Source organism: Indioceanicola profundi, assembly GCF_003568845.1.
Taxonomy (GTDB): Bacteria; Pseudomonadota; Alphaproteobacteria; order Azospirillales; family Azospirillaceae; genus Indioceanicola; species Indioceanicola profundi.
Genome location: NZ_CP030126.1, coordinates 2767580 through 2794461, shown reverse-complemented (window position 1 = coordinate 2794461; position 26882 = coordinate 2767580). Strand labels below are relative to the sequence as shown.

The following is a 26882-nucleotide window of genomic DNA, read 5'->3' as shown; positions in this document are numbered from 1 at the left end:
CGACAGGAGCAGCCTGTGCCCTTGCCGCTCCTCCGAACCGTGTCTGCACTTGAGAGCATATGCCTTATACACGTAATAGAATTTTAACCCAGCACGACAAAAATCAAAGCTAGCATCTAAGGCAATTTTGACATAAGTTCAGCGCGTCCAGGCGATTTGCAGTTGCAACCGTACTGGTCAGAGAATTCAGGGTGCGTCACTCTGAATAAGAGAAAGCGTGCCCTGTATACATCAGGCAAAATGCTGATAATGTGATCATAAACAGGGGATCAATCATGTCCGACTCTTACAACAACAGCGCCAACATCTACGTGATCAACAACACCGGCGGAAATGCGATCATCTCTTTCTCGCATGAGTACAGCGATGACGGCGTGCAGGTTTGGCCGGCCGGCGGCCCCGTGATCACGGCTCCCGGCGCGTCCGCCGGTCCGCTGGTCGCCGGCCACAACACCGGCGTGTTCCGCAGCGGCAACGACTACTGGTACTGCCGCGTCCAGGTTCTGGACGGCCCGAATGCCGGCACCTATCAGACCGAAGGCACGCTGCAGCAGCCGTCCAAGCAGTGCACCATGGACTCCGACGACAGCGGCGCGTCACTGTACTTCACGGTCTCGACCTCCAGCTTCTACATGTTCGAGCAGTCCGGCGCCTGCTCGACCGGCATGTCTACCGTGAACTCCTGAACGGTGCATGATGCCGTGTCCGCATGAAGCGGCCGGCGTCCTGTGCGCCTGGATCGAGGATCATCTCGACCGGTTCCGGCCAGCGCCACGGGATGCAGCCGCCAGACTCCGCGATGTGAAGCCATTGGCGGAGCTGGCGATCATCCTGGCGGCGCTGACCGGACCCCGGCAAAGGCCGGCGGGCGGGGCGCTGGTTCCCTGGGCGGAGCGGCTTGCCGACCGCCTCTGGCCGGAAGTGCAGGCGCTTGCGGCAGCATGGGACTGGGGCCGGATCGCGGCCATGCCGTCGGCCGCCGATCTGGTCTGCGTCTTTCCGATGATGGAGCGGGCAGCCGGAAGGCGCTTCGCCTTCCGGAACAGTGTCGAGGCCGCACTGCACGCCATGCCGCCGTCCCTGCCGCGGAGCTTCGTCCTGGACATCTCCGGGATCGGGGACTGCCGGGCCGAGGCGTTGACGGCCCTGGACAAGGCGGCTGCCCGGTGCCGGGTGCGGCCGAGCCTGTCGCCACTCTACGATCTGACCCATGCGGTCTTCTTCGCAACCGGCTTCGGCTGGCGCGCGGCGGCATGGACGCCGGAGCAGCGGGACCTTCTGCATGGCTGGGCGGGCGACTGCGCCCTGGCCCGCCTCGGCGCCGGCTATTTCGATATCGCCGCCGAGCTTCTGGCCGGCATGGCCTGGGCGGGTGCGGGGGGCCCCCCCGACTACCGGACCGGCATCGGGCATCTGGCTCGTGTGGCGGCGGAGCAGGGCAGCATTCCAATCGACCCGCGCAGCACCGATCCCGGCTTCGACAGCCGATACCACCCGACCCTCATCTCCTTGGCGGCGCTTGCCGATGCGGCGCTTCCAGCAGCCTGGAATCAGCCATGACCCCGAACATCACCAATGTTTTCGTCCTCATGCTGGAGAACCGGTCCTTCGACCATATGCTGGGCCATTCCGGTCTGACCGGAACCGACGCCGTGACCGGCCAGCCCGCCAGCGTGAACGGGCCGGCCGCGACCGCGTCCAACAGCTACCAGGGCATCAGCTACGCGGTGGGCACGAACCCACCCGTCGCCATGCCGGTCGATCCCGGCCATGAATTTCTGAATGTGGTGGAGGAGCTGTGCGGGCACGGCGCGGCCTATCCGGCCGGCGGACCCTATCCGCCCATCGACAACAGCGGCTTCGTCAGCGACTACGCCGTTGCCCAGCCCGAGGATGAGGGCGGCGCTCCCGCCGGCGACTACGGCCAGATCATGCAGGGCTTCACGCCCGACGCGCTGCCGGTCCTGAACGCGCTCGCCAAGGAGTTCGCCGTCTGCGATAGCTGGTTCTCCTCCATCCCCGGCCCGACCTGGCCGAATCGGTTCTTCGTCTATGCCGCCTCCTCCGGCGGGCTGGACCACAGCCCGTCCACGTCGGAGATCCTGGAATGGGAAGGCTTCGACGGCTTCTCCTTCCCGAACGGCACGATCTTCGACGCGCTGGGCAAGGCGAAGGGCGGCTTCGGCTGGCGGATCTATGCAGGCGACCATTTCCCGGTCTCCGGCGCGCTGGCCGGCATCCATCATACGGATATCCAGAGCTATTCCCGGTTCGCGACCGATATCGCCGGGGCCAGCTATCCCTGGGCCTACACCTTCATCGAGCCGAACTATGGCGACGTGATCAAGGGCACCTACGAGTACGGCAATTCCCAGCATCCGCTGGACGGCGTCGCCAATGGAGAGGCGCTGATCAAGGCGACCTACGAGGCGATCCGCAACTCCCCCCATTGGGAGACCAGCCTGCTGATCGTCACCTATGACGAGCATGGCGGTTTCTACGACCATGTGGCGCCGCCGCCCGCCGTGGCGCCCGACGACGGTGCGTCCCGCGATTACAACCAGTATGGATTCGACTTCAAGCAGTACGGTATCCGCGTTCCGGCGGTGGTCATCTCCCCCCTGATCCCGGCGAACACCATCGACAGCCGCGTCTATGACCACACCTCCATCCTTGCCACGGTGGAGAAACTGTTCGGGATGGCGCCGCTGACGGCGCGGGATGCGGCGGCCAACACGGTGCTGCCGCTGCTCTCCCTCTCCACGCCACGCACCGACGCGCCGACCACGCTGCCTGAACCGGCCGTGCCGGGCGCGGTGCCGCCGCGGCCTGCCGCCGATCCCGACTCCACCGCCAATGCCGGGAACATTCCGGGCTTCCTGCATGTGGCGATGGTGCAGGATCTGCAGATGTCCCCACCCGCGCAGCATCCGGCGATCAAGGCCGAGGTGGCGGCGATCCAGACCCGCGGGCAGGCGGGGCAGTACCTTCAGAAGGTCAGCGGCAAGCTTCAGGCGTCACGGGCCGCGGGGGTGTCGTGAGCGGGGAGGCGCTGGACAAGGCACGGGCCGAGCTGCGGCGGCTGGCCGGACTGCCGGACGAGGTGGCGCCGGAGGTGATGGCCGGCATCTTCGCCGATCCGGACCATATCGGCGAGCTATATGCCAAGCCCCGGTCCCTGGAGGAGCTGCGGACCTGCATCGACGCCCAGGCCCGGGCCGTGCAGGCCCGGAATGCCGCAGCCGGCCCTCCGCCGGCGGAGCTTGCCGCGACTGCGGCCGCGGCCTTCTGGCGGTGGGCGCGCGCCGGGTTCGGGGTGGTGGATGCCGATACCTATGAGCGCAGGCTCCAGGCCTGCGGCGGGTGTGTGCACTTCCAGGACGCCCCGTCCGGCCTGATGCAAGCGGCAGGGCGGGCGGCTTTCCGGGAACGGAAGGTCTGCGGGCTCTGCGGCTGCTTCATGGGCAAGAAGGCCCGTCTTGCCACGGAAGGCTGCCCGGCGCCGCACCCGACGGCTCATGGCTTGACCCGCTGGGGAGAGCCGGTGGAACCGGAGCGGCGGTCCCGCGGTCGCAGATAAACTGATCGGGCCAGGGCTATTCGGCCTTGCGCCCGGTCTCCTTGTGGCAGAGCGGAGGAACATGGCCATGCCGGCATCCTCAGATCCTCTCCGCCGATGACGGTACACGCCAGCCGGGATCGTGGATTCCGTGCTGCTCCACTGGTCCGCCGGCCAGCATTCGAGCACATTGCCGCAAATGTCTGCTGCCGGAATATGAGTGCTTTAGAAACTCAGCGTTTTCTCGGGTTGGTCTTTTGCGGGCGGGTTGGCCCGCCCGCTTCATGCGACCCGCGGCATCGATCAGAACAGCCCGTTCAGGGTCACGACCATGACGATGGCGGCGGAGAGGACCGGCACGGTCTCCAGCAGGTCGGACGCGGCCGGCAGGCGGGAGATCAGGCTGGACAGCATGGAGGGGCGGGGGTTCGTGGCGATCATGGTCATCGGAAACTCCATCGGTTGCTGGTTGCGGGCTGGACCGTCTGGTCCGTCGCCCTGGGATATCCCCTTATCAGCAACCGCCGTGCCAACTTCCCGAAGTCCGGTATTTTCCAGGGTTTTCAGACGCGCGGAGCGAATGCCGGATAATCGGCCGCGACAATTTCGCTGATTTGCCCACGCTCTTGTACGATCCCGCCACTTGCATCCCAACGCACTGTTCATTTTCGGACAGCGGACACTGTCCGGAATCGGGCAGCCGTCCGGAATTGGGCGAAGACATGTTTCAGATGCGGGAGGTCAGCCGGACTTCCGGCTCGGGCGCTTCTTGCCCTTGGCGCGGGGCTTGGCTCCGGCCTTTCCGCTCATGGCGCTGATCATGGCGGTCTGCTGGCGCTTCATTTCGCCGGCCCAGAAGCCGCGCACCACGCCGGCACAGGCATTGGCCTGACTGAGCCACAGGCTGAGAAAAGGGTTCTTCATGTTTGGCAACCCTGTAGCGTGAGATGCAGGTCAACAGATGCGGCCTCCAACCGCTCCCACCGGATAGACCGGCGGCGGCGCACGGCTGAAATGCTGCGCTCTTTCGGATGGGCCGGAATCGGCCGGGCTATCCCCGCTATCCGGGTCGGCATCTGAATACGCTTTTGTGGGGCCGGTTGGCGAAAGAGACGCATCATCCGGAGGGAGCTTCCATCCGGCAAATACTTGAGATAAATCTGGGCCATCAAAGCTGCGCCAAGAGCCGAGGAGGGTTCTTATGGTAGCGAAAAACCTGAACAGACTGATTGTGGTCACGATGCTCTTGATCGTGGGCTACATGCTTTTTGCCGGCAACGCCGGTCAGAGTGTTTTCTCTGGCGGAGTTCTTGAGCTTCCGCCCCCGCCGGTCGGCTGAGAGCTCCGGTTCCTCCCCATTTTCACGGGGCCGCACCGGAAGCCATGACGGTCATGCAGTCTGAAGGGGATGGTGCCCGCTGCCGGACTCGAACCGGCACGTCCTTGCGGACAAGGGATTTTAAGTCCCTGGCGTCTACCGATTCCGCCAAGCGGGCCCCTGCGGCGGACCCTAGCGGAGCGCGAGGGCTGCGGCAAGCGCGCGGGATTGATCCCGGCCCCTTCCGGGGCCACCTCCGCCGGAGAGGCGAAGGAAAAAGGGAACGGCATGACCGAAGGACAATGGATGAGTCTGGTCGCCAGCCTGATGCTGCTGGCGTTCTTCTATCCGGCAATGCGCCGTCTGCCGCGGCAGGGACTGCTGCGCAACGTCGCCATATGGCTGGGAATTTTCGTGGTGCTGGGCCTGCTCTACAACGCGTTCGGGCCATTTTAGAGCCTATTCCAGTAGGGAGCTTGCCGTATCTGGGCTGTTGGACTTTTGCTCTTCAACGGGTGGAGGTCACGATGGGGAGATTGGTCCAGGACGATGGCTGGCGGTTGCCGGATGAGCTCTGGTGGCGCATGGAGCCGCTGCTGCCGGAGCGTCCAGCGCATCCGCTGGGCTGCCATAATCCGCGGGTTCCAGATCGCGCCGCGATGGACGCGATCTTCTTTGTCCTGCGCACGGGTAGTCAGTGGCAGGCGCTCAAAGCCACCGGCATCTGTTCGCCATCTTCCGCCTACCGCCGTTTTCGCGAATGGACCGAGGCCGGTGTGTTCGAGGCCTTCTGGCGTGAGGGGCTGCTGGCCTATGACGGCCTGGTCGGGATTGATTGGAGTTGGATGTCGGCAGACGGAGCAATGACCAAGGCACCGTTGGGCGGGGAAAAAAGTCGGCCCCAACCCGACCGACCGCTCCAAGCTGGGCACCAAGCGGTCCCTGCTGACCGATGGACGCGGCCTCCCCCTCGGCCTCGCGGTCGCTGGCGCCAACGTGATCGACTTCAAGCTGCTGGAGCAGACGCTTGAGGCTGTTGTCGTGCCGCGGCCTGAGCCCACCCCAGCGCATCCTCAGCATCTCTGCCTCGATAAGGGCTACGACTATGACGGGCCGCGGCAGCTTGGGTATGATTACAGGCTCACGACCCACATCCGCCGCAGGGGTGAGGATCGCACGGCAACGCCCGCCCACCCGCACCAACCCCGCCGCTGGATGATCGAGCGGGCACATTCCTGGCTGAACCGATACCGCCGCATCCTCGTCCGATGGGAAAAGCGCGCCGACACCTATGAAGCCATGCTCCACTTCGTCTGCGCCATCACCGTCTGGGAGTTCGTCTGCCTACTGAAATAGGTTCTTAGCCTGCCCGTGACGGTCGTCAGCTTTCCGCTGCAAATTTGCTGAGAAGTCGATATTAATGTATTAGCATATGTCCGCCCTGCCCAGCGGGGCGGATCCGGCCCGGTACATTATAGGTCCGCTGATGACTGGTGAGGTCGCCGCGCCCGACGATGAGGACTTCCTGATCGACGACGACGTGGTTGAGGTCGATGACCTGGACCCGGCGGTGGCTCTGCCGCCCTGGTGCCTGCTGGTGGTGGATGACGAGCCGGGGGTGCACGCCATCACCCAGCTCGCCCTGCGGAATCTGGAGTTCAAGGGACGGCGGCTGGAAATCCTGAACGCCTATTCCGGGGCGGAGGCGCTGGCGATCCTGCGGCAGCGGCGGGATATCGCCGTGATCCTTCTGGATGTGGTGATGGAGACGGACGACGCCGGGCTGCGCTGCGTCCGCACCATCCGGGAGGAGCTGGGCAACCGGGAAGTCCGGATCATCCTGCGCACCGGACAGCCGGGTCAGGCGCCGGAGCAGCGCGTCGTGCTGGACTACGACATCAACGATTACAAGGCGAAGACGGAGCTGACGTCGCAGCGGCTCTTCACCGCCATGATCGCGGCCCTGCGCACCTACGACCACATCATGACGATCGAGGCCAGCCGGCGCGGGCTGAGCATGGTCATCGACGCCTCATCCAGCCTGTTCATGGTGCGCTCGCTGGAGCAGTTGCATTCCGGCGTGCTGATCCAGCTCCAGGCCATGATCGGGGTTGGGGAGGATGGCATCCTCTGCGTCCAGCGCGGCGCGCCGCAGGCGGATGGCAGGCGCGACCCGGACCGGATCGTGGTGCTGGCAGCCTCCGGCCGATTCCGCGACGTTGTGAACCAGCCCCTGGATGCACGCATCCCGCAGGAAACGGCGGCGCAGATCCAGCAGACCTTCCGGACCCGCCAGCCCATCTTCGGCGAGCGGCTGACGACCCTTTACATCTCCACCCCCGGCGGGCGGGAGGTGGTCGCCAGCTTCGACAGCCAGCGTCCGATCTGCCCCCACGACCGGCAGATGATCGAGCTGTTCGCCGCCAAGGTTTCGTTGGGATTCGAGAATCTTTGCCGGTTCAACCAGCTCCGCGCCGCCAACGGGGCCGCCACGGCGCTGATCGCACAAATGACGGAATGCCGGACGCGGGATGCCGGCCGCCGCGCCCTGCATGTGGCCCGTCTGGCCGATGCCATCGCCCGGAAGCTGGCCGGCTCCGGCGTCCAGGCCGAGGCGCTGGACGGGGTGCTGCTGGACCTGTTGTCCATGGCCTGCGTGGTGGATGCCGGGCGCGAGGTGGCGGGCGAATGCCTGATCTCCGCCCCCCTGCCGGAGGAAACCCTGTACCCGGCCGGAGATGCCGGCTGGTTCGATCTGGGCGCGCAGATCGCTGATTACCGCGGCGAACGTTGGGACGGCAACGGCGGACGTAAAGGCCTGTCGGGGGAGGATATTCCCCTGGCCGCCCGGATCGTGGCAGTGGCGGAGAGGTTCGACCTCCTGTCGCAGGCGGAGTCCCCCGCCAGTGCCATCGCCCGTATCCGGGAGGAGGCCGGGACCGTTTTCGATCCGGCGGTGGTGGATGCCTTCCTGTCCGTCGTGGACGGGCACATGGCTTGGCGGGCATCGGTGGGCGGATAATCAAGCCCCCGCCCCGGTAAGGCGAGGGCTCGGGGGCGGCGCTTCACCCGAAGACGCGGGTGAAGATCGTGTCCACATGCTTGGTGTGGTAGTCCAGGTTGAAGGCGCGGTCGATCTGCTCCGCGGAGAGGTGCTGCATCACCTGCTCGTCCGCCTTCAGCAGGCTGCGGAAATCCTTGCCCTCCAGCCAGACCGGCATGGCGTTGCGCTGGACGGCGCGGTAGGCGTCCTCCCGGCTCATCCCGGCCTGGGTCAGGGCCAGCAGCACCCGCTGGGAATTGTGCAGGCCACCCAGCATGTCCAGGTTCTTCTGCATGTTCTCCGGATAGACCACCAGCTTCTCGACCACGCCGGTCAGGCGGGCGAGCGCGAAATCCAGGGTCACGGTGGCGTCGGGGCCGATCATCCGCTCCACGCTGGAATGGCTGATGTCCCGCTCATGCCAGAGGGTGACGTTCTCCAGCGCCGGGGTGACGTAGCCGCGCACCATGCGGGACAGGCCGGTCAGGTTCTCCGTCAGCACCGGGTTGCGCTTGTGCGGCATGGCGCTGCTGCCCTTCTGGCCGGGGGAGAAATACTCCTCCGCCTCGCGGACCTCCGAACGCTGCAGATGCCGGATCTCGGTGGCCAGGTTCTCGACCGAGGCGGCGATGACGCCCAGCGTGGCGAAGAACATGGCGTGGCGGTCGCGGGGGATCACCTGGGTGCTGACCGGCTCCACCGACAGGCCCAGCTTCTCCGCCACATGGATTTCCACCCTGGGGTCGATGTTGGCGAAGGTGCCGACGGCCCCGCTGATGGCGCAGGTGGCGATCTCGTCCCGCGCCGCCAGCAGCCGCGCCCGGTTGCGGGCGAAGGCGGCGTAATGGCCGGCCAGCTTGACGCCGAAGGTGGTCGGCTCGGCATGGATGCCGTGGCTGCGGCCGATGGTGGGGGTGTATTTGTGCTCGACGGCGCGGGTCTTCAGCGCGGCCAGCAGCTTGTCCAGATCGGCCAGCAGCAGATCCGCGGCCTGCTTCAACTGCACCGCCAGGCAGGTGTCCAGCACGTCGGAGCTGGTCATGCCCTGGTGCACGAACCGCGCCTCCGGCCCCACATGCTCCGCCAGATTGGTCAGGAAGGCGATGACGTCGTGCTTGGTCTCCCGCTCGATCTCGTCGATGCGGTCGATCTCCCACTTGCCGCGCTTCCAGACCGCGGCCGCGGCCTCCTTCGGCACCACGCCCAGCTCCGCCATGGCGTCCATGGCATGCGCCTCGATCTCGAACCAGATGCGGAAGCGGTTCTCCGGCTCCCAGATGCGGGTCATCTCCTGGCGGGAATAGCGGGGGATCATGGGCTGGCCTCTAGGAATGTCGGGCTTTGGCGGAAACCGGCCGGACCATAGGGGCATCACGCGGATTTGAAAAGTGCGCGGGGCGCAGGGCGGGGCTCACCCGCCCCAGGGCACGACGGGGCCGTCGGGCAGCAGCCGGCGCGGCATGTCGGCCTGGTCGTAGAGGATTTGCATCAGCACATGGCCGCCATGGTCGGCGCTCCGCCGGCAGCCGAACCAGTATCTGTGCACCTTGAACCATAGGAATCCGAGACCGGACAGATCCGGATAGCCGCCGGGATAGGTCCGCCCGCCGACCAGATCGTGGTCCAGGACCCGAAGCGCCTCATTCACGGAATCGATCAGGCGAGCAGCGGCTTCGGGACGCTGTTTCGAGACATAATGATCGAACAGCTCAAGGATGCGGTCCCGCGCAGGTTGGGTCAGGAAGGCCATCGGAGCGGCCTTCCTGTCGCGTGATCAGCGCCCGAACGCCTCGCGGAGCTTGGCCCGCATCTCTTCGACGACGGATCGGCCATCGACGACGCGCCCCTCCTCCAGGGCGCGGATGCTCTCCTCCGCTTCGCGGCGAATGGCCTCGATCTCCTCCTCCTGCCGCTTGCTGGCGGCACGCACTGCCCGGGGTCTGCCTGCCATTCCGGCCTCCTTGCTCCCGCTACCGTAACACAGCTCAGTGCTCGCACGCTCCCGATCCCAGGCGGCATCACATCAGCCCCGCCCCCTTGAAGCTGACATGCTTGCCGCCCTTTCCGATGATCAGATGGTCGTGGATCACGACGCCCAGCGCGCCGGCGGCTTGGACAATCTGCTTGGTCATCTCGATATCGGCGCGGGACGGGGTGGGGTCGCCGCTGGGGTGGTTGTGCACCAGGATGATGGCGGTGGCGCCCAGCTCCAGGGCGCGCTTCACTACCTCGCGCGGATAGACCGGCGTATGGTCCACGGTGCCGCGCTGCTGCACCTCGTCGGCGATCAGCGTGTTCTTCTTGTCCAGGAACAGCAGCCGGAACTGCTCCAGCGGCTCATGCCCCATGGCCCCCTCGCAGTAATCCAGCAGCTTCTGCCAGGAGGACAGGACCGGCTTCCTCAGGATTTCCTGGCGCGCCATGCGTAGGCCGATGGCCCCGACGATGCGGATCTTGGCGATGGCGGCGTCGCTGCCGAAATCCTCCCGCAGCTTCGGGACCGGCGCGTTCACCACCGCCCAGAGGGAGCCGTATTTCTGGATCAGCCGCTTCGCCAGCGGCTTCACATCGTTCCGCGCATCGACGGAGAAGAGCAGCATCTCCAGCAGCTCGTAATCCTGCAGCGCCTCCGGCCCCTGCTCCAGGAACCGGCTGCGCAGCCGCTCGCGGTGGCCGTGATAGTGCTGCTTCTCCTTCGCCGCCCTGGCAGGCTTCTTCGGCTCGGAGGCCGTAGGGGGCAGGGCAGGGGGATGGGGGTCGGGAAACAGGCTCTCGGGCGCCGCCGCCTGTTCGGGGGCGGGCGCGTCCAGCTTCAGTTCCCGAGGTTTCCGCGCCTGGGCTTGCCGGCCTCCGCGGCGTCCGGCAATGCGGAGGGCAAGGTCGTCCATATCCTCGCCATCGGCCACACCGCCACCGTGTCTCGAACTGTCCGTTCCTGCCGCCATGGCTGCATCACCCCTGCTGCACACTCTTGCAGGAAGTGTAGCAGGGGTGATGCAGGTCCGCAAAGTTGCGCTCGGACCAGACGGGAACCACGGAAGCGGGCTGGTCTCAGACGTAGGGCGGCTTGGTGTAGCCGGCGGGGGAAAGGGTGAAGATCTCCACCCCGTCCTTGGTGACGCCCACCGAATGCTCGAACTGGGCGGACAGGGACTTGTCGCGGGTCACGGCGGTCCAGCCGTCGGACAGAACCTTCACGTCGAACCGGCCGGCATTGATCATCGGCTCAATGGTGAAGATCATGCCTTCCTTCAGCACCGCACCCTGGCCGGGCTGGCCGTAATGCAGCACGCTGGGGGCGTCGTGGAACACACGGCCGACGCCATGGCCGCAGAAATCGCGCACCACGGAGAAGCGGTGACTCTCCGCATAGCTCTGGATCGCATGGCCGATGTCGCCCAGCGTGGCGCCGGGCTTCACCACCTCGATGCCGCGCATCATGGCCTCGTAGGTGACATCCACCAGCTTGCGCGCCTTCACCCCGGCATTGCCGGCGATGTACATGCGGCTGGTATCGCCGTACCAGCCATCGACGATCACGGTGATGTCGATGTTCAGGATGTCCCCGTCCTGAAGCCGCTTCGGCCCCGGAATGCCGTGGCACACCGCATGGTTGATGGAGATGCAGGAGGCCTTGGTGTAGCCCTTGTAGCCCACCGTCGCCGATATGCCGCCATTCGCCTCGATGAATTCGTGGCAGAGCCGGTCCAGCTCCTCCGTCGCGACGCCGGGGCGCACATGCTCCGTGATCATGTCCAGCGTGGCCGCGGCCAGGCGGCCGGCGCGGCGCATGCCCTCGAATTCCTCAAGGCTGTACAGGGTGATGGAGCGCTCGTCCTCCTGCGTCTCCATGCGGGCGGCATCGGTCATCTTACGTCCAATCTCTTTCCACAATCGGGCCGGCCAGTGCCCGCACCCGTGCAAAATCCTAAACATCCAGAACCAACGGCAGGCGTCTGTCCACCGTGATGCCGTCGGGCGTGACCTTACACGCATGGCACAGGGCTTCAACCCCGCTGGACAGCGCCTGGGCCAATCCCCGCGCATAGGTGGGATCGATGTCCCCGGCCAACCGGAACTGGTCACAATCGGCGCGCTGGACAAGATACAGCATGACCGCCCTGTGCCCCTCGCGCACCATCGCCGCCAGCTCCAGCAGATGCTTGGCCCCTCGGCTGGTGATGCAGTCCGGGAACTCGGCGATTCCAGGGCTGCGCATGAGGTGCACGTTCTTTACCTCCACATAGGCCCGCCCGCGCTCCGCATCCTCCAACAGGATGTCGATGCGAGAGTTGACTCCGTATTTCACTTCGCGCCGCAGGGTCGCGTATCCGGAAAGCTGCGGGATCGTGCCGGCCCGGATCGCCTCCTCCGCCAGCCGGTTCGGATGGCCGGTGTTGCAGCCCACCAGCGTGCCGTCCGCCTCCACCATCTCCAACGTGCAGGCCAGCTTTCGGGCCGGGTTCGGGCTTCTGGACAGCCAGACCCGGCTGCCCGGCGCATCGATGCCCAGCATGGCGCCTGAATTCGGCACATGCACGGTGACCTCCGCCCCGTCGTGCAGGACGACATCGGCCAGGAAGCGCTTGTATCGGCGGACCAAAGTGGCGGGGATCAAGGGGGTGGGAAAGTGCATGGCCGAACCTAGCCCGCCGTTCGTCCCGGCGGCAATCGCTCGCTCCCCATGGGCGCGCTTGCAATTCTACGTCGATGCGGGTGATATACCTCATACGGATTATATACTTTTGGAGAAGGTTTTGGCTGTGGGAACGATGCGGCTGGTCGCGGCCGGGCTGACATGCATGGCGCTGGTCGCCTGCGGCACGCCGCCGGAAGTGAAGACCCTGTCGTCGACGCAGGTCGCGAACTTCAAGACGCTGGCACAGGTGCAGTCGGCCCAGGCCAGCGCCATCATGACGCTGGCTGGAAAGGTTCAGGCCCAGGCGATCCAGGATCTCAGCCAGCTCCAGTCCCAGGCGGAAGCACTGGTCAAGCAGCAACTGACCGGGGCCACCGCGCCGGCTCCTGCGACCGTGGACAGCGCCATGGCGGCGATTTCCACCCAGGCGCAGGTCACCGCCCAGGCCAAAGCCAAGCTGACCGCCGACATGGCGGTGATCCAGGCCAAGCTGAACGAGATTTCCGCCTATGTGGCGGAGATGGCGCAGGCGCAGCAGGTACTGGACACCTACCTGCATCAGGAGCGGATCGGCCAGCCGCTGGTCCAGGCCATCACTGATGCCCCCTTCGTCCAGGCGGCCGTGGCCCGCGTCACCGATCTGGCCCCGAAGGTGGCGCAGTCGGCCAGCGACCTGGAGCGGCTGATGCAGGAATTCGGCGGCGCCGCACCCGCCGCGTGAAGATAAAGGAAGCAACGACATGACCGTGACCCTGACCGACCTTCAGGCCCAACTCGCCGCCCTGCAGCAGCAGATCCCCAACATGGCTCCTGCGGACCAGCCGGCGGCCAAGCTCCAGGTGCTTGAGATCGAGGCCCAGATGCAGGGGTTGGCGCTTGACGATGTCGCCACGGCGCTGGCGGGCGTCCAACTCGCCGACCTCGACTCGCTGAAGCAGCAGGTGGCTGCGGCCCAGCAGGCATCCGTCGATCAGGCGAAGCTGACCGGCTTCGTCAATGGCGGCCTGTCCAAGCTGGCCGGCATCCTCGGCGCGGTACTTGCCACCGCCTGATCCGGAAGGCTGATGGGCAGACGGTCGTCGGGGCGTTATATCCAGCAGAACGCCCCGCCGCCGTGAGACCGCCCCATGAGCACCGAATCTTCCGCCCAGGCTCCCACTGCCGCCCTGCTGATCATCGGCAACGAGATACTGTCGGGCCGGACACAGGACGCCAACCTGATCTTCATCGCCAAGTATCTGGGCGGAATCGGCGTCCGCCTGCGCGAAGTCCGTGTCGTGCCGGACGATGAGGCGGAGATCGTGGCGGCCGTGAATGCGCTCCGCGCCCGATACACCTACCTCTTCACCACGGGCGGCATCGGCCCAACCCATGACGACATCACTTCCGAATGCATCGCCAAGGCCTTCGGCGTGCCGCTGATCCAGCATCCGGAGGCGCGCCGAAGGCTGGAGGCGCACTATGCCGACAGCGGCCTGCTGAACGAGGCGCGGCTGCGCATGGCCAACACGCCGAAGGGGGCGGTGCTGATCGACAATCCGGTCAGCACCGCGCCCGGCTTCCAGATCGGCAATGTGTTCGTAATGGCGGGCGTGCCGTCGATCATGCAGGCCATGCTGACCGGCCTGGGCGACCGGCTGGCAGGCGGGCCGCCGGTGCTGTCCCGCACCGTGGTCTGCGCCGTGCCGGAGGGCACGCTGGCTGCGGGGCTGGGAGCGGTCCAGGCGGAATTCCCGGACGTGGACATCGGCAGCTATCCCGCCTTCCGTCTGGGCCAGATCAGCACCAGCCTCGTGCTGCGCGGCACCGATCCTGTCCGGCTGGACGCGGCGGCGGAGCGGGTGGCCGCCCTGGTAACGGACCTGGGCGGCACGCCGGAGATCGCCGCCGGCTGAGCGGCCGGCTCAGGCCTGGACCCGCCGGCGCAGATGCTCCAGCAGTGTTTGGGTGGCGCGTCCGTCCACCGACAGCTTCTGCGCCTTCTGATAGGCGCGGATGGCGGCAGTGGTGCGCTTGCCCAGATGGCCGTCGGCCTTGCCGGGCTTGTATCCCAATCGGGCCAGAAGCTGCTGGATTTCCTTCACGCCGGCCTGGGTGACGGGCACCGGCTTGGCGGCCTGCTTCTGCTTCTCGGCGGCGGGCGGGGCCTGCCGGGCGGCAGCGGTGGCCGTCTTGGCCATGGCGCGTTCCAGCGGCAGGTCCGCGATCCGCACATTGCCCTGTCCCTCGGCCAGTCGCTTCAGCGCCACCTCGGCCGTGGCGTCGCCGGTGGCTGCCGCTTGGCTGTACCAGCCGGCGGCGGTTTCCAGGTCCGGCGCGCCGTCCACCCCCTGTTCATAGAGGATGCCCAGCATGAACAGGGCCCGGGCGATGCCCGCATCCGCGGCGCGCTCGAACCAATGGGCCGCCTGGACCGTGTCGCGGGGAACGCCGCTGCCTTCGGTATACATCAGGCCCAGATCGTACATCGCCTCGGCATGGCCCTGGTCGGCGGCATGGCGGTACCATCTGACCGCTTCCTCCATGTCCGCCCGGCTCTTCTCCAGCAGCTCGTGCCGGTAGCGGTTCAGGGAAGCCAGCGCCCAGGCGGCATCGGCATCGCCGCGGCCGGCCGCCTGCTCGTACCAGAACAGCGCCCGTTTCACGTCCCGCGGGTCGGGTTTCGTTCCGGATACGAAATATTCGGCGAGACCGATCTGCGCATCCAGCTCCCCGGCACGGGCACGGGCATCCAGCGCGCGCAACGCGTCGTCCGCGTTCCGGGGCAGGGCGGGGGCATTGGTCACCGCGGCGGCGGCAGGCAAGGCGGCGTCCTGGCCGCCAGCCGGTTCAGGCTTGCGCGGCGGCGCCTCCGCCATTGCGGGCGTTGGGATGAGGGCGAGGAGGGGCGGGGCGGCCAGCAGGGCGCTGGCAAGCAGGGAAATGCGGGCAATCCGGCGCATGGCCGGAACCTCCAACGTCATCAATGGGGCGGCACGATTCCAATTTACCACGGAAGGGGTTAACGGGGAGTGGCCGGGACAGCGCCGCTCATGCGAATTTTCCCCGTTCCGGAATGTTGCGCCGCCCGTCGATTACGACTAATGTCCCGCGCCTACGGTGGCCGTTGGGGCGTCGCCAAGCGGTAAGGCAGCGGTTTTTGGTACCGCCATTCCCAGGTTCGAATCCTGGCGCCCCAGCCACCGGAACTTCCTAGACACGTCCCGGACACCGCGCCGACCGCCGCAGGAACAGCGGGCCCAGCGCCACGACCGCGCCGAAGCTCAGGAAGGCGAGGCCCCAGGCGGTGCGGCTGTCGGGGCCGCCGGCCATGTCCAGGATCAGGCCGAAGACCACCGGGCCGACGAAGGCGCCGGTGAAGCCCAGAAAGCTGTGCACCGCCATGGTGGCGCCGCGCCGGCCCTCCACCGCTTCGGTCACCGCGCCCACCGTCAGGCTGGCGCTGTCCCAGTTCACGGTGACGGCATAGGCTGAGCAGACCGCCACCACCAGCCAGAGCGGCAGGCCGGCGGTGAAGCCCACCACGCAGGCCAGTGCTGCCGAAATCCACATGGCGAAGGTCAGGAACCGGGTGCGGCCCCAGCGCTCCGCCGCCTCGTTGCCCAGGATGCTGGCCGGCAGGCTCAGCAGCAGCACGAAGGCGGCGATGCTGGCCAGGGTGCCGGGCTCGATTGCCGTGCCGGCGCTGAGCGCGGCGAAGCCGAGGAAGGCAACCAGCCAGCCGCGCAGCCCGAACAGCTCCCAGCAATGGACGGTATAGGCCAGGATGTAGCCCATGGCCGGCCGGTGGCGCAGCACCGGGCGCACATCCAGGATATTGCCCTCCGGCGCTGGCCGGTCGGGATCGGCGGCGGGGATGCGGAAGGCGAGCAGGACCGCGAGCAGCGTCGCCAGCGCCGAAGCCCAGAAGGCCATGCGCCAGCCGCCGGCCTCCGCCACCCATCCGCCCAGCAGCACCGATACGCTGCTGCCCAGCGCGAAACTGGCGGTATAGAAGGACATGTAGCGCCGCGCCCGCGGCCCCGTCGCATGGTCCGACAGGATGCGCAGCCCCGGCATGTAGGTGCCGGCCAGGGCGACGCCGCCCAGGGCGCGGAACAGCATCGCCGACCAGAAGCCGTCCGCCAGCCACGCGAATCCAGCGACCGACAGGGCGGCCAGCACCGTGCAGGCGATATAGATGCGGCGGGGATCGATCCGGTCCGTCCAGGTGACCAGCAGCGGCACCGCCGCCACATAGCCGGCCTGGGCGATCCCGACCAGCCATCCGCCCTCCGCCGCGCCCAGCCCCCATTCGGCCAGCAGGGCCGGCAGCAGGGCCGGCAGGGTCATGGTGCCCGCCATGCCCAGCACCTCACAGGCGCAGAGGATCAGCGCCAGGCGGCGGTCAGGGTCGGGAACGGGGGACGGGGCGGGAACGGAGGTCATGCGGCGCCGAGCCTAATGCAGGCCGGGCGGGATTGCACCGGCCTTCCCGTCAGAGCGCCCCCGCGGCAAAGGTATCGCAGGAGTCGATCCGGCCGCTCTCGAAGCCCCGGCGGAACCAGGTCGCCCGCTGCTCCGACGTGCCGTGGGTGAAGCTGTCGGGAACGACCTGGCCCTGGGACTGGCGCTGGAGCCGGTCATCGCCGATAGCGGCGGCAGCATTCAAGGCCTCCTGCAGGTCGCCCTGCTCGAGCAGTTGCCGCTGCTGGGCATAATGGCCCCACAGACCGGCGAAGCAGTCGGCCTGAAGCTCCATGCGCACAGACATGGCGTTCGATTCCGCCTGGCCCATGGCGGCCTGCGCCTCGCGCACCTGCTCGGAAATGCCCAGCACGGTCTGGACGTGGTGGCCCACCTCATGGGCGATCACATAGGCCTGGGCGAAATCGCCCGGCGCGCCCAACTGCTCGCGAAGCTGCCGGTAGAAGCTGAGATCGATGTAGAGCTGCTGATCGCCGGGACAGTAGAAGGGGCCGACGGAGGCTCCGGCGCGGCCGCAGGCCGACTGCACCGCCTGGGTGAACAGCACCAGCGTAGGCTCCGGATAGTCGGCGTTCAGGTCCCTCTGGAACACGGTGTTCCAGGTATCCTCCGTATCCGCCAGCACGACGGAGACGAATTCGGCCAGCTCCTGGTCCGCCTGCGAAAGCTGCTGCTCCTGCTGGGCGGGGGCATAGGAACGGTCGTCCACCATGCCGCCGCCGCCCAGCAGCATCATCGGATCGATGCCGAACACCAGCGCCAGCAGGATCACCGCCACCGTACCGCCCAGGCCCAGCCGCCCGATGGGCAACCCGCCCCCTATTCCGCCCCGGCGGAAACCTCCGCCGAATCCGCCGGCCGACTGGCCGCGCCGATCCTCGACATTCGTGCTCCGCCGTCCTTCCCGCCACCGCATCGGTCCGCTCCGTTTGCCTGTACCGGAGGGGAGAACAGCCGGACGGGAATACCGGCACGATCCGCCCGCGGTTCAGCTCCGGCGCGCGCGCGGATGCGCCTGGTCGTAGACGGCCAGCATGCGTTCCGTATCCACGTCGGTGTAGCGTTGGGTGGTGCTGAGGCTGGCATGGCCGAGCAGGTCCTGGATGGCGCGCAGATCGGCTCCGCCGGACAGGAGGTGCGTGGCGAAGCTGTGGCGCAGGGCATGCGGCGTCGCGCTGTCCGGCAGGCGGAGATGGCGGCGCATCTCCTCCATCCGCTTGCGGGCGACCCGGTCGTTCAGCCGCTCCCCCCGCACGCCCAGGAACAGCGGGTCGGCCCTGCCGCCGCCATGCGGGCAGGATGACAGGTAGGCGGCCACGGCCTCGTGCACCACCGGCAATACCGGAACCTGCCGCTGCTTCGATCCCTTGCCCAGCACCCGGACGGATGCCGCACCCGGCGGAAGATCGCCGCGATTCAGCCCCAGCGCCTCCGAGATGCGCAGCCCGCAGCCATAAAGCAGGGTCAACAGCGCTTTGTCGCGCAAGCCCACCCAGGGCTCATCAGCCATCTCCGCCGCGGTCTCCAGCACAAGCCCGGCATCCGCCGCGGTCAGCGGCCGGGGGGCGGGGCGGGGAGCCTTCGGCGCGGTCAGCACGCTCACGGCGGCGCAATGGACGATGCCCGCCCGGTCCAGCCAACGGAACAGGTTCCGCACGCCGGCGACGCTGCGCGCCCGCGTGGCCGCGCCCGCCCCGTCCGCGGCGCGGGCTGCCAGCCAGGATCGGAAATCGGTGATGCGCAGATCGCCCAACTCCCGCAGGCCGGGCGCGCGGCCGAGATGGCCGGCCAGGAATGCCAGGAAGCCGGTCACATCGTTGCGATAGCTGCGCAGCGTATGGGCGGAGGCGCCCCGTTCCGTCTCAAGGAACCGGAACCAGCGCCCCAGCGCCGCATCCAGATCCGGCTGGCAGGCGAAGCCCAGGCTGGCCATGTACTTCGTTCCCCGGCCCGCCTATGCCCGCGGGATGTCCAGCCACATGCGGATCGCGCGCTCCACCACGCGGGCCAGGAAGGTCAGCAGCTCGGTGCCCTGGCCCTGGTGGAACATGTCCGGCTCGCGCGAGCCGAGCGCCAGGATGCCCTGCGGCGCGTCGGCGCCGATGCGCAGCCGCACCAGCGCTTCCGAACGCACCATGCCGGCCCCCTGCGCGCCGTAGATTTCCGGCAGGCCGGGGCTGTTCTCCCGCAGCACCAGATCGCGCTTGGTGCCCAGCCACTTATCCACCGTGCCCGGCTCCAGCACGCGCACGCCGCTGCGGTGGATATGGGGCATGTCGGACGACACGCCCTCCACCGCCAAGGCGGCGACATCCAGGTCCAGCAGCACGGCCAGATCGGTGGCAATGGTCTGGACCAGCTGCTCGAAACTGGCGGCGTCCAGCAGAAACAGGACCGCGGCATGGACGCGGTTCTGGTTGTTCAGATTGGCCCGCGTGGTGGCGATCAGCTCCCGCTGCTGCTCCTGCAGGCCCTCCAACTGCGCCCGCAGCTTCTGGAGCAGGAAATACTGCATGTCCAGCACGCCGTCCCCGCGGTCGGCGGCCGGGGGAACCAGATGCGGGATCAGGTCGGGCCGGTTGGCCAGGAAATCCGGATGGTCGCGCAGATATGCCGCGACATCCTCGGCGGTCAGGTCTTCGCCCAGCGGGCTGGTGATCGGTCCGGGGTCGCGGCCCATGTCGTGCCTTGTCGTCATCCGGGAAACCTGCGTTGGTCCGCCCGATACAGCAGAACGGCGCATTCCGCCCCACCGTCCGGGTGGCGCAACTCTGGACAATGCGACCTGCGCGCGTCCAGCCCCGCATAAGGTCCGGTGTTTCATTTCAGTGCCAGCGCGGCATGTCTGCCGCACCTCGTCCGGTCGGGCAGAGGTCGCCGCCCCGGCCTTTCCCCAGGAAAACCGCCATTCCGCCCCGATCCGCTGGGACAAGTTTGGGCATAAGAGGTAACTCAGGTGTTTTCACAACATGGCTAAAGGAGTCGTCGGTACGCTTTTCCGGAATGCAGGGCGATTCGGGGAGTGCGCTGTGGCTGGGGAACGCTGCGCGGCATCCGCAACCGGGGGAAACCCCACGATTCGACAGGCCGGACATGCCGCGGCAACCGTGTTGGCGCTGCTGGCCGGCAGTCTGACCGTACCTGCCGTCGCCGAAACGCTGGCGAGCCATGATACGCGGCATCGCCTGATGCCGGATTACGATCCCCTGGGAACGGATGCCGGCACCACGCTGGACCAGGGGCGCGGGGCGCTCTTCGCCACCTTGGCGAATCTGGTGGGGCGGCTCTATGACGGGGCGAAGGCCAAGCTGGGTCTGGACGCGCCGGTCCCCCTGCCAGAGGCGGCGCAGCCTGCGGCCCGCTCCCTCCAGACCTTGACGCTGGGCACGCTGGAGCTGGAGCGCCTGACGTTCCGGGCCGATCCGCGGGGCTATCTGTCCCAGGGCATCGCGGCCGACAGCACGCTTTCCATTCTCGGGCTGGACAGCCTGGTCGGGGTGCGGGTCGGGACGGAGTCGCTGAACCAGTCCTTCTCCCTCAAGGGCGACTGTTCATCCCTCTGGATGCCCAACGATGTCAGCAGCAGCTTCAGCGCCGGGCGGGACGATCATGGGATCGGCGCTTGGTCGGGATATCTGCGGACAAGCTGGGGCACCGCCTGCACGCAGGGGCAGGCGGGCTGGCGGATCACCGCCGGGATGGAGGATTTCGGGACGGAGACGGTGAACAGCCTGGGGCTGGAATACCGGCCGGCACGCTTCACCTTCCTGGCCAAATCCGGGCTGAGCAGCCTGCGCGCCAACATGGTGGGCGAAGCGGGGCAGGTCGGCGCCGAGCTGACCATGTGGGAGATGCATGGCCAGCCGGTCCGGCTGAATGCCGGTTTCGACTGGCAGGAGAGCGGGGACCATGCCCTGCGTCTGGGAACCAGCATGCGCTTCTGACGGGGACGGGAGCGGGGAGGCCAGCCGGCGGTTGACGTCGCACCACCGCGATGGAGCGCCGCCGTGACCATCCCGTCCCTTCTGCCGGTCATTTCCCTGCTGCTGCTGCTCGCCGCCCAGTCCGCTCCGGCCGGGGCGGCGACCGAGGACACGGTCCAGACCGTGCCCGCCGAAGGCCGTCGCTTCGAGCAGGCGGTCACGGCCGCCCTGATGACCTTCGTGCAGCAGAATGCCGACCGGCCGGCATTGGACCGCGGAGCCTGCGTCGGCTATGTCAGCCCGGCCGCCGGCCCGCCGGAGGTGGCGGCCGATGCCCGCCACCTGTTCAGCCTGCCGGGACCTTTGCTCGACATCCTTGCCGCCGGACGGAAGGACTGGTCGCCGCTGGCGATCTGCCAGACCGAACCCGGTATCACCGTGGATACCCGCGTGGCCCAGGGCCCGACCGCGACCCTGCTCTATTGCGAGGGAATCACCGAGGTGGCGGAGGGGTGGAGCATGTATTGCGGAACCAAGGGGCCGGGACCGTCCGGACGTCGGCTCCAGTATCAGGTGAGCCCGGTGGAGGAGCAGCCGGGCACATGGCGGGTGTCGCGGCCCTGCGAAGCCTGCGTCCGCTACTGACCGCCGCTCCAGCCTATGATCCGGCCTGACCGCGGAAGAGGCCCAGCAGGCGCTTGGCGGCGAGGCCGGGCGTGGTGGCGCCCTCCGCCACCTCCCGCTCGAGCAGCTTCAGCTCCGCCCGCACGGCAGGGTCGGCGGAGAAGGCGGCGATCAGGTTTTCCTTGATCTCGTTCCACATCCAGGCGCGCGCCTGCTCCGCCCGCCGACGCTCGATACCGCCCTCGCCGGCCAGCGTGTCCCGGTATCGGCCGATGCTGTCCCAGACCTTGTCGATGCCGGCCCCGGTCAGGGCGGAGCAGGACAGCACCGGCACACGCCATGCGCTCTGCGGCGGACGAAGCATGGCCAGCGCATGGCGGTACTCCGCAACGGCATGGCGGGCGGCGGCGGCCAGATCGCCGTCGGCCTTGTTGACGACAATCAGGTCGGCCAGTTCCACGATGCCCTTCTTGATGCCCTGTAACTCATCCCCGCCGGCCGGGGGCAGCAGCAGCAGGAACAGATCCACCATGTCGGCCACCGCGGTCTCCGACTGGCCCACCCCCACCGTCTCCACGATCACCACGTCGAATCCCGCCGCCTCCACCAGCAGCATGGCCTCGCGCGTGCGGCGGGCGACGCCGCCCAGCGTGCTGCCGGCGGGGGAGGGACGGATGAAGGCGGACGGGTGCCGCGACAGCTCCTCCATCCGGGTCTTGTCGCCCAGGATGGAGCCGCCCGTGCGCTGGCTGGTCGGGTCGATGGCCAGCACCGCTACCCTGTGGCCCTGGCCGATGGTGTGCAGCCCGAATGCCTCGATGAAGGTGGACTTGCCCACGCCGGGCACGCCGGAGATGCCGATGCGCACGGACCGACCTGTCTGGGGCAGCACCTCCGCCAGCAGCGCGTCCGCCTGGTCCCGGTGATCCGCGCGGGTCGATTCGGTCAGCGTGATGGCCCTGGCCAGCGCCCGCCGGTCCCCCTGCAACAGGCGGGCGGCAAGCTCTTGCGGGGCGGTCTGGTCCGGCATGGCAGGCTGCGTCGGTGATTGCGGGAACAGCAGGGAGTGTGCTCCGCAGGCGGCGCCCGCGTCAAACCCGCCCGTCGCCCGGTCTAGTCCGCCATAGGCCGGCAGGGCTATATTCCCCTGAAGATAGACGACGAATGGACAGCTTCACCGTCCGCGGTTGTCGTGACAAAAAGGAGGCTCCCCAAGGGAGGCATCCGAAATGGCCAGCCCCGAAATCCTGATCCCGTCGCCGGAGTTGGCGAGCCGCCGCCCGGCCTCGCCCTGGAAGGCGTCATTCTGGCTGGAACGGATCTGGTGGCCGAACCGTCGGAGCGCGCCGCGCCTGACCGACCTGAGGGGCTTCGCCCGCGTGGACGGCATCATGGTCGGCCTCGGCGACGTGTCGCGGGGCGGCATGAAGCTGATCGGCTATCGCGGCGTGCTGGACCGGCAGGACCGGTTCGCCTTCAGCCTGTCGGTGACCTGCGACGGGAACGGTGCCGACCGTACCGACGTGACGCTGGATCTGGCGGGGGAGGCGATCGTGGCCTGGCGCCGGGGCGACCGGATGGGGGCCGCCTTCTATCAATTGGAGCCGGAGCATCGGGCCGGGCTGGACCGGCTGCTGGCCGCCATGGCCGACCGGCTGGAAGCCTGACGGCCTCAGCCCGGTCAGCCGTGAACGGCGGAAACCCGTGATCAGTGCTTCGTGACGATATCGCCGGACCCGGCGCGGTGGATGCGCGGCGTGCCCTCGATGTTCGGGACCAGGATGGTTCCGGACCCGCCCATGAACAGCTCGGGGTCCACGGCGGTGCCGGTGAAGGTGAAGTCGCCATTGCCCAGCATGGCCACGTTCAGGCTTTCCGCCCGCCCGCGTTCCACCGTGATCTCGCCGGAGCCCATGAAGGCGGCCTTCACCGGGCCCGACACCTCGCCGATATGCACTTCCGCCCGGCCTGGAATGGACATGAACGCGCCGTCGGCGACGCGCTCGATGGAGATGCTGGACCGGCCCGGCAGTTCCAGGGCGAGCGACCCGACCTGATTGGCGGAGAAGTCGCCGCTGCCATAAACGGACAGGCCGAGCTTGCCGTCCACCCGATCCACCGATACGTCGCCGCGGTTATGGATCTGGATGGTGGCGCTGGCGAGTTGCTCCGCCGCGATGTCGCCGGACATGATGTCGGCGGTCAGGTCCCCATGGAAGCTGCCGTCCAGGGATAGGTCCCCGCTGAACGCCGCCAGGAACAGGTGGCTGTCCGCCGGGATCTCCAGTATCGCGGTCACCGGGCTCTGGTCTCCCATCCCGGTGACGGTGAGCTGCCCGTCCGCCACGACCGTGTTCAGCTTCCTGCCGCCTTCCTCCACCATCAGCCGCACCTGGCCGGGCGCTCCGGCGCTTATCACCAGATCGCCGCGCAGATTGACCAGCTTCACGCCGCCGGTCACCTCATAGACGGCATCGATGGCGTCGGTCCCATGGAACTGGCCGGCGGCGGTGGCGCGCTGGCCGGTCGAGCGCTGCATCTCGGTCTGCATCGCCTCCATCTCCCGCCGGGCATCCTCCACCGCGGCCATGGCATCGCGGCGGATCGCCTCGACATCCACGTTGCGCATGGCTTCGGCGACGACGCCCTGGATATCCTCATGTCCGACCGAAATATGGGGCAGCGGCGGAATGGGCGCGAGCGGTGCCAGAGGGGCGTGGGGCGCTTGAGGCGCACGAGGTGCTGCGAAGTCCCGCTGCTCCTCATTTCCACCGGCCACCAGACCCCAGACCAGCATCACGCCCGCGACTGCGAGCGCGGCGATGCCGCCGGCGGGGACACCGGGTTGAAGCCGAGGGCGGTCGGGGAGGGCGGGGGCGTTCATGGTTCGCATCCTGCGCTGGGTCACGGGAACTTCCCCTATAATTGCGCGTCCCGGCCGGCTGTCGCGGGCAGTGACACTGCCGTTACAAAATTCACCGGCCCGTTACGTGCCGCTCATGGCTGGGTCAGACGCCAGCCACACCTTCCCAGGGCATGATGCTACGGACCGGCGCCGCTGTGAAGGCGGTGCCGGTCCTCTCCTCCTTATGCGGCCTTGGCGCGGCGACTGCGGATGATCTGCAGGATTTCGGCGGCGGCCTGGGGGATGTGCGTGCCGGGGCCGTAGATGGCGGCGGCCCCGGCCTTCAGCAGGAAATCATAGTCCTGGGGCGGGATGACGCCGCCGCACACCACGATGACGTCGCCGGCCCCCTCGTTCCGCAATGCCTCGATCAGCCCCGGAACCAGGGTCTTGTGACCGGCGGCCTGGGAGCTGACGCCCACCACATGGACGTCGTTCTCCACCGCCTGCCGTGCGGCCTCCTCCGGCGTCTGGAACAGCGGCCCCACATCCACGTCGAATCCGATGTCGGCGAAGGCGGTGGCGATCACCTTGGCTCCCCGGTCATGCCCGTCCTGGCCCATCTTCACCACCAGCATGCGGGGCCGGCGGCCCTCCTCCTCGGCGAAGGCCTCGATCTCCTTCTGGATCATCCGGAACCCCTCATCCCCCTCATAGGCCGCGCCATAGACGCCGGAGACGCTGCGGATCACGGCGCGGTGGCGGGTGAAGACCTGCTCCAAGGCATCGGAAATCTCGCCCACCGTGGCGCGGGCGCGGGCGGCCTGGACGGCAAGGTCCAGCAGGTTGCCCGACCTGGTCTGCGCCGCACGGGTCAGCGCCGCCAGCGTCTCCCGCACCTTCGCCTCGTCCCGGGTCTCGCGGATGCGCTTCAGGCGGGCGATCTGGCTCTCGCGGACGGCGGTGTTGTCGATGTCCAGCACGTCCACCTTCTCCGGATTGGCGGGACGGTACTTGTTGACGCCGACGATGGTTTCCTCGCCCCGGTCGATGCGGGCTTGGCGGCGGGCGGCGGCCTCCTCGATCAGCAGCTTGGGCATGCCGCTGTCGACCGCCTTGGTCATGCCGCCCATGCCCTCCACCTGCTCGATCAGCTCACGGGCCGCCTGGGCCAGGCTGTGGGTCAGGTGCTCAACATAATAGCTGCCGCCCAGCGGATCGACGACATGGGGGATGCCTGTCTCCTCCGCGATGATCAGCTGGGTGTTGCGGGCGATGCGGGCGCTGAAGGGCGTGGGCAGGCCCAGCGCCTCGTCGAAGCTGTTGGTGTGCAGGCTCTGCGTGCCGCCCAGAATGGCGGCCATCGCCTCGATCGTGGTGCGGACGATGTTGTTGTAGGGGTCCTGCTCGGTCAGGCTGACGCCGGAGGTCTGGCAGTGGGTGCGCAGCGCCAGCGAGCGGGCATCCTTGGGCTGGAAGTTCTTCTGCATCAGCTCCGCCCACAGCAGGCGGGCGGCGCGCAGCTTCGCCACCTCCATGAAGAAGTTCATGCCGATGGCGAAGAAGAAGGACAGGCGCGGCGCGAACTGGTCGACCTTCAGCCCCTTGCTCAGCGCTGCGCGCACATATTCCAGCCCGTCGGCCAGGGTGAAGGCCAGCTCCTGCACCGCCGTCGCCCCGGCCTCCTGCATGTGGTAGCCGGAGATGGAGATCGAGTTGTACTTCGGCATGTTCAGCGCCGTGTACTCGATGATGTCCGCAACGATCCGCATGGAGGGCTCCGGCGGATAGATATAGGTGTTGCGGACCATGAACTCCTTGAGGATGTCGTTCTGGATGGTGCCGGACAGCTTGTCGGCGCTCACCCCCTGCTCTTCGGCGGCGACGATGTACATGGCCAGCACCGGAAGCACGGCGCCGTTCATGGTCATGCTGACCGACATCTGATCCAACGGAATGCCGTCGAACAGGATCTTCATATCCTCGACGCTGTCGATGGCGACCCCGGCCTTGCCGACATCGCCCACAACCCTTGGATGATCGCTGTCATAGCCACGATGCGTGGCGAGATCAAAGGCGACCGACAGGCCCATCTGGCCGGCCTTGAGGTTCGCCTTGTAAAAGGCGTTTGACTCTTCGGCCGTGCTGAAGCCAGCATACTGTCGTATGGTCCAGGGCTTGGCCGCATACATCGTGGCGCGCGGGCCGCGGGTGAATGGGGCGAAGCCGGGCAGGGTGTCCGTTTCCAGGCCTTCCAGGTCGGCCGCGGTATAGAGCGGCTTGACCGAAAGTCCCTCTGGAGTCGCCCAGACCAACCTCTCCGGCGAGTCGCCGCGCAGGTCCTTGGCGGCCAACGCCTCCCAGTCCGCGCGGTTCTTCTTCGGGAACTCGGTCATATGCCCTCCCACTGGCAAGTCATTGGTTGGGCGGGCAATTTCCCGCCGGTCATACAGTGGCCGCTACT

General features: G+C 67.6%; 30 protein-coding genes and 2 tRNA genes. 15 read left to right on the top strand and 17 right to left on the bottom strand.

Annotated features, from left to right (window positions below; genetic code table 11):
• Positions 1–275 precede the first annotated feature (275 nt).
• The 4 genes from DOL89_RS13315 to DOL89_RS13300 are packed head-to-tail and all read left to right on the top strand — an operon-like array spanning position 276 to position 3580.
• Positions 276–686 carry a hypothetical protein gene (locus DOL89_RS13315; RefSeq protein ID WP_119679586.1) on the top strand — a complete coding sequence of 137 codons (411 nt, stop codon included), beginning with the start codon at positions 276–278 and terminating at the stop codon, positions 684–686.
• A 7-nt stretch (positions 687–693) separates the two neighbouring features.
• On the top strand, positions 694–1560 hold the full coding sequence (locus DOL89_RS13310) for a DUF6895 family protein (protein ID WP_119679585.1): 867 nt from the start codon (positions 694–696) through the stop codon (positions 1558–1560).
• Complete coding sequence (locus DOL89_RS13305) at positions 1557–3041, top strand: alkaline phosphatase family protein (protein WP_119679584.1); 1485 nt, start codon at positions 1557–1559, stop codon at positions 3039–3041. Before DOL89_RS13310 ends, DOL89_RS13305 begins: the two co-directional genes overlap by 4 nt.
• Positions 3038–3580: a hypothetical protein gene (locus DOL89_RS13300; protein WP_119679583.1), complete on the top strand. Its 543-nt coding sequence runs from the start codon at positions 3038–3040 to the stop codon at positions 3578–3580. Before DOL89_RS13305 ends, DOL89_RS13300 begins: the two co-directional genes overlap by 4 nt.
• A 282-nt stretch (positions 3581–3862) precedes the next feature.
• On the opposite strand, the gene DOL89_RS24930 is transcribed toward DOL89_RS13300, so the two are convergent.
• Positions 3863–4006, bottom strand: coding sequence for a hypothetical protein (locus DOL89_RS24930; RefSeq protein ID WP_162937507.1), 144 nt, complete (start codon positions 4004–4006; stop codon positions 3863–3865).
• A 294-nt stretch (positions 4007–4300) separates the two neighbouring features.
• Positions 4301–4483 (bottom strand): hypothetical protein, encoded by a 183-nt coding sequence (locus DOL89_RS13295; RefSeq protein WP_119679582.1) that lies wholly within the window; start codon positions 4481–4483, stop codon positions 4301–4303.
• 277 nt (positions 4484–4760) lie between these two features.
• Here DOL89_RS13295 and DOL89_RS24925 point away from each other — a divergent pair, with 277 nt between their 5' ends.
• Positions 4761–4898, top strand: a complete 138-nt coding sequence (locus DOL89_RS24925; RefSeq protein WP_162937506.1) for a hypothetical protein — start codon at positions 4761–4763, stop codon at positions 4896–4898.
• Positions 4899–4968: 70 nt separating this feature from the next.
• On the opposite strand, the gene DOL89_RS13290 is transcribed toward DOL89_RS24925, so the two are convergent.
• A tRNA-Leu gene (locus DOL89_RS13290) sits at positions 4969–5055 on the bottom strand.
• Between the two features lie 128 nt (positions 5056–5183).
• Between DOL89_RS13290 and DOL89_RS24920 the strand changes: the two genes are divergently transcribed.
• The 3 genes from DOL89_RS24920 to DOL89_RS13280 all read left to right on the top strand — a co-directional run bounded on the left by DOL89_RS24920 (position 5184) and on the right by DOL89_RS13280 (position 7899).
• Positions 5184–5333: a hypothetical protein gene (locus DOL89_RS24920; protein WP_162937505.1), complete on the top strand. Its 150-nt coding sequence runs from the start codon at positions 5184–5186 to the stop codon at positions 5331–5333.
• Positions 5334–5404: 71 nt separating this feature from the next.
• A protein-coding gene (locus DOL89_RS13285; RefSeq protein ID WP_119678677.1) for an IS5 family transposase occupies positions 5405–6233 on the top strand; the annotation gives its coding sequence in 2 pieces (ribosomal slippage) (positions 5405–5773 and positions 5775–6233; 828 coding nt in all).
• 130 nt (positions 6234–6363) lie between these two features.
• Complete coding sequence (locus DOL89_RS13280) at positions 6364–7899, top strand: response regulator (RefSeq protein WP_162937504.1); 1536 nt, start codon at positions 6364–6366, stop codon at positions 7897–7899.
• 43 nt (positions 7900–7942) lie between these two features.
• Here DOL89_RS13280 and purB read toward each other — a convergent pair whose 3' ends face one another.
• The 6 genes from purB to sfsA form a co-directional block, all read right to left on the bottom strand.
• Positions 7943–9235 carry an adenylosuccinate lyase gene (gene purB / locus DOL89_RS13275; RefSeq protein WP_119679580.1) on the bottom strand — a complete coding sequence of 431 codons (1293 nt, stop codon included), beginning with the start codon at positions 9233–9235 and terminating at the stop codon, positions 7943–7945.
• Between the two features lie 96 nt (positions 9236–9331).
• Positions 9332–9670 (bottom strand): hypothetical protein, encoded by a 339-nt coding sequence (locus DOL89_RS13270; protein ID WP_119679579.1) that lies wholly within the window; start codon positions 9668–9670, stop codon positions 9332–9334.
• 24 nt (positions 9671–9694) lie between these two features.
• On the bottom strand, positions 9695–9871 hold the full coding sequence (locus tag DOL89_RS24915; RefSeq protein ID WP_162937503.1) for a hypothetical protein: 177 nt from the start codon (positions 9869–9871) through the stop codon (positions 9695–9697).
• Between the two features lie 67 nt (positions 9872–9938).
• Positions 9939–10865 carry a RadC family protein gene (radC, locus tag DOL89_RS13265; RefSeq protein ID WP_225889795.1) on the bottom strand — a complete coding sequence of 309 codons (927 nt, stop codon included), beginning with the start codon at positions 10863–10865 and terminating at the stop codon, positions 9939–9941.
• A gap of 106 nt (positions 10866–10971) precedes the next feature.
• Positions 10972–11790, bottom strand: coding sequence for a type I methionyl aminopeptidase (gene map, locus DOL89_RS13260; RefSeq protein WP_404813465.1), 819 nt, complete (start codon positions 11788–11790; stop codon positions 10972–10974).
• A gap of 58 nt (positions 11791–11848) precedes the next feature.
• On the bottom strand, positions 11849–12556 hold the full coding sequence (sfsA, locus tag DOL89_RS13255; protein ID WP_119679578.1) for a DNA/RNA nuclease SfsA: 708 nt from the start codon (positions 12554–12556) through the stop codon (positions 11849–11851).
• Between the two features lie 121 nt (positions 12557–12677).
• Here sfsA and DOL89_RS13250 point away from each other — a divergent pair, with 121 nt between their 5' ends.
• From DOL89_RS13250 to DOL89_RS13240, 3 genes are all read left to right on the top strand, one after another.
• Complete coding sequence (locus DOL89_RS13250; protein WP_162937502.1) at positions 12678–13280, top strand: hypothetical protein; 603 nt, start codon at positions 12678–12680, stop codon at positions 13278–13280.
• 19 nt (positions 13281–13299) lie between these two features.
• A complete protein-coding gene (locus DOL89_RS13245) occupies positions 13300–13611 on the top strand; it encodes a hypothetical protein (protein WP_119679576.1) in 312 nt (103 codons plus the stop codon).
• 75 nt (positions 13612–13686) lie between these two features.
• Entirely contained in the window at positions 13687–14454 is a 768-nt protein-coding gene (locus DOL89_RS13240; protein WP_119679575.1) for a competence/damage-inducible protein A, read from the top strand.
• Between the two features lie 9 nt (positions 14455–14463).
• On the opposite strand, the gene DOL89_RS13235 is transcribed toward DOL89_RS13240, so the two are convergent.
• A complete protein-coding gene (locus DOL89_RS13235; protein ID WP_162937501.1) occupies positions 14464–15501 on the bottom strand; it encodes an SEL1-like repeat protein in 1038 nt (345 codons plus the stop codon).
• A 165-nt stretch (positions 15502–15666) separates the two neighbouring features.
• On the opposite strand from DOL89_RS13235, the gene DOL89_RS13230 reads away from it, so the two are divergent.
• Positions 15667–15741: transfer RNA gene (locus DOL89_RS13230), tRNA-Gln, on the top strand.
• Positions 15742–15751: 10 nt separating this feature from the next.
• Here the strand turns inward: DOL89_RS13230 and DOL89_RS13225 are convergent.
• The 4 genes from DOL89_RS13225 to DOL89_RS13210 form a co-directional block, all read right to left on the bottom strand.
• A complete protein-coding gene (locus tag DOL89_RS13225; RefSeq protein ID WP_225889794.1) occupies positions 15752–16987 on the bottom strand; it encodes an MFS transporter in 1236 nt (411 codons plus the stop codon).
• Positions 16988–17036: 49 nt separating this feature from the next.
• Positions 17037–17942, bottom strand: coding sequence for a KPN_02809 family neutral zinc metallopeptidase (gene ypfJ, locus DOL89_RS13220; protein WP_119679573.1), 906 nt, complete (start codon positions 17940–17942; stop codon positions 17037–17039).
• Positions 17943–18014: 72 nt separating this feature from the next.
• Positions 18015–18959 carry a tyrosine recombinase XerC gene (locus DOL89_RS13215; RefSeq protein ID WP_119679572.1) on the bottom strand — a complete coding sequence of 315 codons (945 nt, stop codon included), beginning with the start codon at positions 18957–18959 and terminating at the stop codon, positions 18015–18017.
• Positions 18960–18980: 21 nt separating this feature from the next.
• Positions 18981–19724, bottom strand: a complete 744-nt coding sequence (locus DOL89_RS13210) for a DUF484 family protein (protein WP_225889793.1) — start codon at positions 19722–19724, stop codon at positions 18981–18983.
• A 331-nt stretch (positions 19725–20055) separates the two neighbouring features.
• On the opposite strand from DOL89_RS13210, the gene DOL89_RS13205 reads away from it, so the two are divergent.
• Together DOL89_RS13205 and DOL89_RS13200 are read left to right on the top strand one after the other, a co-directional pair.
• Positions 20056–20970, top strand: coding sequence for a hypothetical protein (locus DOL89_RS13205; protein ID WP_162937500.1), 915 nt, complete (start codon positions 20056–20058; stop codon positions 20968–20970).
• Between the two features lie 63 nt (positions 20971–21033).
• A complete protein-coding gene (locus tag DOL89_RS13200; RefSeq protein ID WP_119679569.1) occupies positions 21034–21594 on the top strand; it encodes a hypothetical protein in 561 nt (186 codons plus the stop codon).
• Positions 21595–21607: 13 nt separating this feature from the next.
• On the opposite strand, the gene meaB is transcribed toward DOL89_RS13200, so the two are convergent.
• Positions 21608–22603, bottom strand: coding sequence for a methylmalonyl Co-A mutase-associated GTPase MeaB (meaB, locus tag DOL89_RS13195; RefSeq protein WP_119679568.1), 996 nt, complete (start codon positions 22601–22603; stop codon positions 21608–21610).
• A gap of 199 nt (positions 22604–22802) precedes the next feature.
• On the opposite strand from meaB, the gene DOL89_RS13190 reads away from it, so the two are divergent.
• Positions 22803–23240: a hypothetical protein gene (locus DOL89_RS13190; protein WP_119679567.1), complete on the top strand. Its 438-nt coding sequence runs from the start codon at positions 22803–22805 to the stop codon at positions 23238–23240.
• 41 nt (positions 23241–23281) lie between these two features.
• On the opposite strand, the gene DOL89_RS13185 is transcribed toward DOL89_RS13190, so the two are convergent.
• Complete coding sequence (locus DOL89_RS13185) at positions 23282–24457, bottom strand: DUF4097 family beta strand repeat-containing protein (protein WP_119679566.1); 1176 nt, start codon at positions 24455–24457, stop codon at positions 23282–23284.
• Positions 24458–24660: 203 nt separating this feature from the next.
• On the bottom strand, positions 24661–26814 hold the full coding sequence (scpA, locus tag DOL89_RS13180; protein ID WP_119679565.1) for a methylmalonyl-CoA mutase: 2154 nt from the start codon (positions 26812–26814) through the stop codon (positions 24661–24663).
• Positions 26815–26882: the final 68 nt, after the last annotated feature.

Coding starts and splice junctions, on each gene's coding strand:
- DOL89_RS13190 (WP_119679567.1), top strand. CDS start 22,803: ATGGCCAGCCCCGAAATCCTGATCCCGTCGCCGGAGTTGGCGAGCCGC.
- DOL89_RS24915 (WP_162937503.1), bottom strand. CDS start 9,871: ATGGCAGGCAGACCCCGGGCAGTGCGTGCCGCCAGCAAGCGGCAGGAG.
- radC (WP_225889795.1), bottom strand. CDS start 10,865: ATGGCGGCAGGAACGGACAGTTCGAGACACGGTGGCGGTGTGGCCGAT.
- DOL89_RS13225 (WP_225889794.1), bottom strand. CDS start 16,987: ATGACCTCCGTTCCCGCCCCGTCCCCCGTTCCCGACCCTGACCGCCGC.
- DOL89_RS24920 (WP_162937505.1), top strand. CDS start 5,184: ATGAGTCTGGTCGCCAGCCTGATGCTGCTGGCGTTCTTCTATCCGGCA.
- DOL89_RS13295 (WP_119679582.1), bottom strand. CDS start 4,483: ATGAAGAACCCTTTTCTCAGCCTGTGGCTCAGTCAGGCCAATGCCTGT.
- DOL89_RS13235 (WP_162937501.1), bottom strand. CDS start 15,501: ATGCGCCGGATTGCCCGCATTTCCCTGCTTGCCAGCGCCCTGCTGGCC.
- DOL89_RS13305 (WP_119679584.1), top strand. CDS start 1,557: ATGACCCCGAACATCACCAATGTTTTCGTCCTCATGCTGGAGAACCGG.
- meaB (WP_119679568.1), bottom strand. CDS start 22,603: ATGCCGGACCAGACCGCCCCGCAAGAGCTTGCCGCCCGCCTGTTGCAG.
- DOL89_RS13270 (WP_119679579.1), bottom strand. CDS start 9,670: ATGGCCTTCCTGACCCAACCTGCGCGGGACCGCATCCTTGAGCTGTTC.
- sfsA (WP_119679578.1), bottom strand. CDS start 12,556: ATGCACTTTCCCACCCCCTTGATCCCCGCCACTTTGGTCCGCCGATAC.
- DOL89_RS24925 (WP_162937506.1), top strand. CDS start 4,761: ATGGTAGCGAAAAACCTGAACAGACTGATTGTGGTCACGATGCTCTTG.
- DOL89_RS13215 (WP_119679572.1), bottom strand. CDS start 18,959: ATGGCCAGCCTGGGCTTCGCCTGCCAGCCGGATCTGGATGCGGCGCTG.
- scpA (WP_119679565.1), bottom strand. CDS start 26,814: ATGACCGAGTTCCCGAAGAAGAACCGCGCGGACTGGGAGGCGTTGGCC.
- DOL89_RS13310 (WP_119679585.1), top strand. CDS start 694: ATGATGCCGTGTCCGCATGAAGCGGCCGGCGTCCTGTGCGCCTGGATC.
- DOL89_RS13185 (WP_119679566.1), bottom strand. CDS start 24,457: ATGAACGCCCCCGCCCTCCCCGACCGCCCTCGGCTTCAACCCGGTGTC.
- purB (WP_119679580.1), bottom strand. CDS start 9,235: ATGATCCCCCGCTATTCCCGCCAGGAGATGACCCGCATCTGGGAGCCG.
- DOL89_RS13240 (WP_119679575.1), top strand. CDS start 13,687: ATGAGCACCGAATCTTCCGCCCAGGCTCCCACTGCCGCCCTGCTGATC.
- DOL89_RS24930 (WP_162937507.1), bottom strand. CDS start 4,006: ATGACCATGATCGCCACGAACCCCCGCCCCTCCATGCTGTCCAGCCTG.
- map (WP_404813465.1), bottom strand. CDS start 11,790: ATGACCGATGCCGCCCGCATGGAGACGCAGGAGGACGAGCGCTCCATC.
- DOL89_RS13210 (WP_225889793.1), bottom strand. CDS start 19,724: ATGACGACAAGGCACGACATGGGCCGCGACCCCGGACCGATCACCAGC.
- ypfJ (WP_119679573.1), bottom strand. CDS start 17,942: ATGCGGTGGCGGGAAGGACGGCGGAGCACGAATGTCGAGGATCGGCGC.
- DOL89_RS13245 (WP_119679576.1), top strand. CDS start 13,300: ATGACCGTGACCCTGACCGACCTTCAGGCCCAACTCGCCGCCCTGCAG.
- DOL89_RS13280 (WP_162937504.1), top strand. CDS start 6,364: ATGACTGGTGAGGTCGCCGCGCCCGACGATGAGGACTTCCTGATCGAC.
- DOL89_RS13315 (WP_119679586.1), top strand. CDS start 276: ATGTCCGACTCTTACAACAACAGCGCCAACATCTACGTGATCAACAAC.